General features: G+C 44.5%; 2 protein-coding genes and 2 pseudogenes. 2 read left to right on the plus strand and 2 right to left on the minus strand.

The genetic code is table 11. The features are described 5' to 3' along the window. Window positions 1-153: 153 nt before the first annotated feature. Together AC2A1E_RS23805 and AC2A1E_RS23810 are read right to left on the minus strand one after the other, a co-directional pair. Window positions 154-886: pseudogene (locus AC2A1E_RS23805) on the minus strand (IS5 family transposase); the annotation flags it as partial. Window positions 887-995: 109 nt separating this feature from the next. Continuing rightward, window positions 996-1,265 (minus strand): annotated as a pseudogene (locus AC2A1E_RS23810) (IS1-like element transposase); the annotation flags it as partial. A gap of 1,780 nt (window positions 1,266-3,045) precedes the next feature. Here AC2A1E_RS23810 and AC2A1E_RS23815 point away from each other — a divergent pair. Together AC2A1E_RS23815 and AC2A1E_RS23820 are read left to right on the plus strand one after the other, a co-directional pair. Then, a complete protein-coding gene (locus tag AC2A1E_RS23815; protein ID WP_484385811.1) occupies window positions 3,046-3,747 on the plus strand; it encodes a DUF1120 domain-containing protein in 702 nt (233 codons plus the stop codon). Window positions 3,748-3,813: 66 nt separating this feature from the next. After that, window positions 3,814-4,029, plus strand: a 216-nt coding sequence (locus AC2A1E_RS23820; RefSeq protein WP_484385812.1) for a DUF1120 domain-containing protein, incomplete at its 3' end; no start/stop codon positions are given.

Here is a 4,029-nt window from a genome sequence, read left to right on the forward strand (position 1 = left end):
TGCTTCTGCTCATGGGCACTTTGATGCCGAAAATCTGCGAGGATCCACCCTCTCAGTCAGATATCCCGATCACAAAAGCATAAGTGGGTGGGATGCGTTCATTACATTTCCTTTTAACTCATAGTGTAGTCTCCAGGATTACCGGGGCGGTTCAGTTTTCTCCGAGCGTGTGACAATGCGACGATGTTCTTTTAACATCCCAAAGCACCGCTCGACGACATTGCGTTTTTTATACCGCTGGGTATCCAGTTTTCTGCGTCCATCTCGACTGGCTTTTTCATTCGATTTAAAAGGTATAACCGCTTTATGCCTTTATTTTCAGGTGGTTACGAAGCTTATGGCTCGAATAACCCTTATAGGCTAACACGGCGTTAGGACGGGACTTGAGATGTCCACTTTTTCTGATAATCCCAACTCGGTTTAGCAAGGTTTCAGCATATTGACTCTCATGGGCTTGCCCACCGCTCAAGCAAAAGCTTAATGGCAACCCCGAGCTGTCTGTCGCCAAATGGACTTTGGTGCCAAAACCCCTCGAGAGCGACCAAGCCCATGATCCTTGAGTTCATCGGGGTATTTTTTTAGCTCCTGCTGCTGCTTTTAATGCCCTGATATTGCTGCCATCCAGTGCTATAGCATCCCAATCGATGAGTTCGTTCTCATCCAAAATTTGGAGTAATTTATTGAAAATAATATTTATTATTCCAGATTTTGACCAACGATTAAAACGGTTGTAAATCGTTTTCCAATTGCCATACCTTTCAGGAAGATCTCGCAGGGGAACCCCAGAGCAAAGCACCCAAAAGATCCCGTTCATTACAGGCCTATGTTCAAGGTCAGGGCGACCGCCGCTAGCACGATTACGTTCAGGCGGCAACAGGGTGGAAATGAGCGCCTAAACCTCATCAGGGACATCATAACGAGCCAAATTTAAAAGCCTCTTGTCGGCTAAATATCGCTAAATTGTACAAAAAATAGTTACGGGACACACCCTAGTATATTCGCTTCGGCGCGAGTTTTTTAACGTGCGGATAACGGTATTGAACCCTATTTTGAGCGTTCTTGCCGTATCGCGAACACCCGCCCGTTGAAGGCCATATCAACGATTTGCTCTTTAACGCCGGGCTTCCTAGCTTGATAGGTGTAGGTGAGTTGGAATACGCATCGGCACTCACGACAGCGGAAACGGCTTTGGCCTTTAGGGTTCTGACCATGACGGTAAACCAAAACAGAATCACAACGGGGCAATGAACATTAACGCTGGCCATGAGCAGACCTCAAAAGCCTGTATTGTACGTCAAATCCAACTAATTAGAGTCATTACCCTGTTTCGTAATATGTTGTTGTCATTAGTAACTTCGCTATCAGGGTAAGATGAAGTCTGAATTGTATTACATGCCCCTGACAGTTTCTGTCAGGGGCATGTAATATCGAACAATGAAAACTATTCGATGGTTCACTTTACTTGACCATCTTCGCGGTCGGGGAAATGCGCACGGAACCCCTAAATGAGGTGGCTAAAAAGGGCAATCTGCGACGTAAATTGGCTAGTTAATTTTTTGCTATTTAAAATGACTGTTTAAGGGCGTTTCTGGTTCCGTTACACCCTAAACCCCATAACCTGTTCAACAAAGACTCTAGCGAACACCTGAATCTTGCTGGCAACAGCACCGCGAATACATCTGTTAATGAACTTGTACGCACCTTCTGGGCAAAAGTTAACGTGAAACTCTGACGCTGCCTGAGACAGTGGCAGTCGGACCTGACGGTGCCAGGGCCCTAAAATTTCAATATAAACAATGAATTATATTCTCAGCGTGTTTTTTTACATCACTGGACCTCAACCCCTTATTCAATAAATAACTTTTAACTCTGTTAAATTTTAATTTATTAGTTCATAATGCTGATTTAATTTATTTAATTAATGTAAAAAATCAAAAAATAACAATTAAACAGAACGTTATCGCTGGTAATAAATCCTAAAAAAAGCAAGAATAACCTTACGGTGATTGAAGAAAATAAAGGCATCCCATTGAATAATAATGTAATTATATGAAAGTAGTGAACATTTAACAATGTTGACACTAAGAAGTCATCACAGGTAATATTTGCTTCATGCTTCAGATTGACGCGCAATGACCACTCAGACAGTAACAATAAAATTTAAATGCATTGTCTCTTATTATTGCCTGATAAATAAACCGTAATGGATGATACGATTTAACCGAGCATGGATATTGAATAATAACGTCATTCCTACTGTAACAGTGTTATCCAACCCTGTTAAATTAAGCCGTGGTCGAGCGGCAGACTATTTATGGCCTTGCTGGTTAAATGCCTATTGAAAGAACCGTCGGTTATCTGTACTGGGCTTTAGGTATCGTTGATTGGCGAGCTTATTTTGACTTTATAAGTTAACAATTTGACGTTGAGTCATGCTAAGACTTTTAAATCCGTAACTACCAACGCGCAGGTAGCAAATAGACCGATGTCATGGCTCAGCGGAACCGTCTCTATCAGGGGCCTGGCTTTTGTTGTTACAATTTTTACAGGTTGTACAAAAGTAAACAAAAGGACAACAAAACCCCCCTACATAGGCTGTGAGATAGCGATAAAATAGCCCCATAGATCCAGGAGCAGGTAAGCAAATTGATGAACTATAAGTCAAATGACCTAGCGCAGTTAGATAAAGGATGCCCCCCTGGATTTTCATTATATAGAACCATAAATATCATGGGTTCTTAAAGAGAATACTGCACGTATTAATCATGCGCATTAACCAGATTGATTTTAACCGATTAGGCATCAACACGTTAATAGTTTATACCCCTCAGGGTATAGCAGCAATTAACGGATATTATAAGACAAGTTAATCAGTAACTTTACCTGTAAAAACCATTCGATATTTGGGGCCCAACGGCACATCTGAATACCTGAATAAATGCCCTGAAGGGCTTAAAAAAACATCGCCATGGTGTAAAGGATCCAATAAAAGGTCCCTCCGCCGGAATGCGTGAACGCTTATATTGAAATGAAGGAAAAGAATAGATGTTGAATCACCTGCAAAAAACCGTTTGTGCACTGGCTGTACTGGCAACCACTTCTCTGCCTGCATTGGCAGAAAGCATTGATGTGCGTGTTATCGGTACTATCGACCCAGCGGCCTGTACCCCAACGCTGGCCGGCGGTGGCACTGTCGACTACGGCACCATTAAAACAAGTACATTGGCTACCGATGCTTTTACGGTGTTGCCAGAAAAACAGCTGGACTTCGCTATCAACTGTGATGCCCCGGCTAAGGTGGCGATTACCGCCCACTCACAACGTGGTGCAAGCGCAGTAAATGCTGATGGCTTACTGGTTGAGATGGGGGGGCACTCTGGATTATTCGGCTTTGCTGCGAACTTTGCCGTTGTCGGCTTGGGTCTGGATGGGGCAAAAGGCATCGGTGGTTATAGTGTCCGCCTGGCTGCTGGCACCATGAACGCCGATGGCGTTGCGGTTGATTCTATCATGGCAAACGGTAATACCACCTCATGGGTAGCCGCACCTTCGGGCGCCCTGTTTAACACCCCGACATCTTTGCGCTACGCCTCTTGGGCCACAAAAGGCACCACCACCCCGGTCGCCTTTACCACTCTGACGGGCAAACTGGGCGTTCAGGCTTATATCAACAAAGCCTCTGAGCTGGACCTGACCAAGCCGGTTGTGCTGGATGGCCTGACCACGCTTGAGCTGGTTTACCTGTAATAGGCAGATTAGCCGGGATCACTCCCGGCTATAAATAAGCTAATTAAAATTATATACGAGAATTTTATGTTGAATAATCTGCAAAAAACCGTTTGTGCGCTGGCTGTATTGGCTACCACCTCTCTGCCGGCATTGGCTGAGAGCATTGATGTGCGTGTTATCGGCACCATTACGCCTCCAGGCTGTCACCCAGCGCTGTCGGGTGGTGGCACGGTTGACTACGGTTCAATCAATAGCAAAAGCCTGTCGGCAGACACCTATACCGTGCTGCCTGAACAACAG

The sequence above is a fragment of the Serratia sp. HNCC26DJ206 genome (assembly GCF_057180605.1).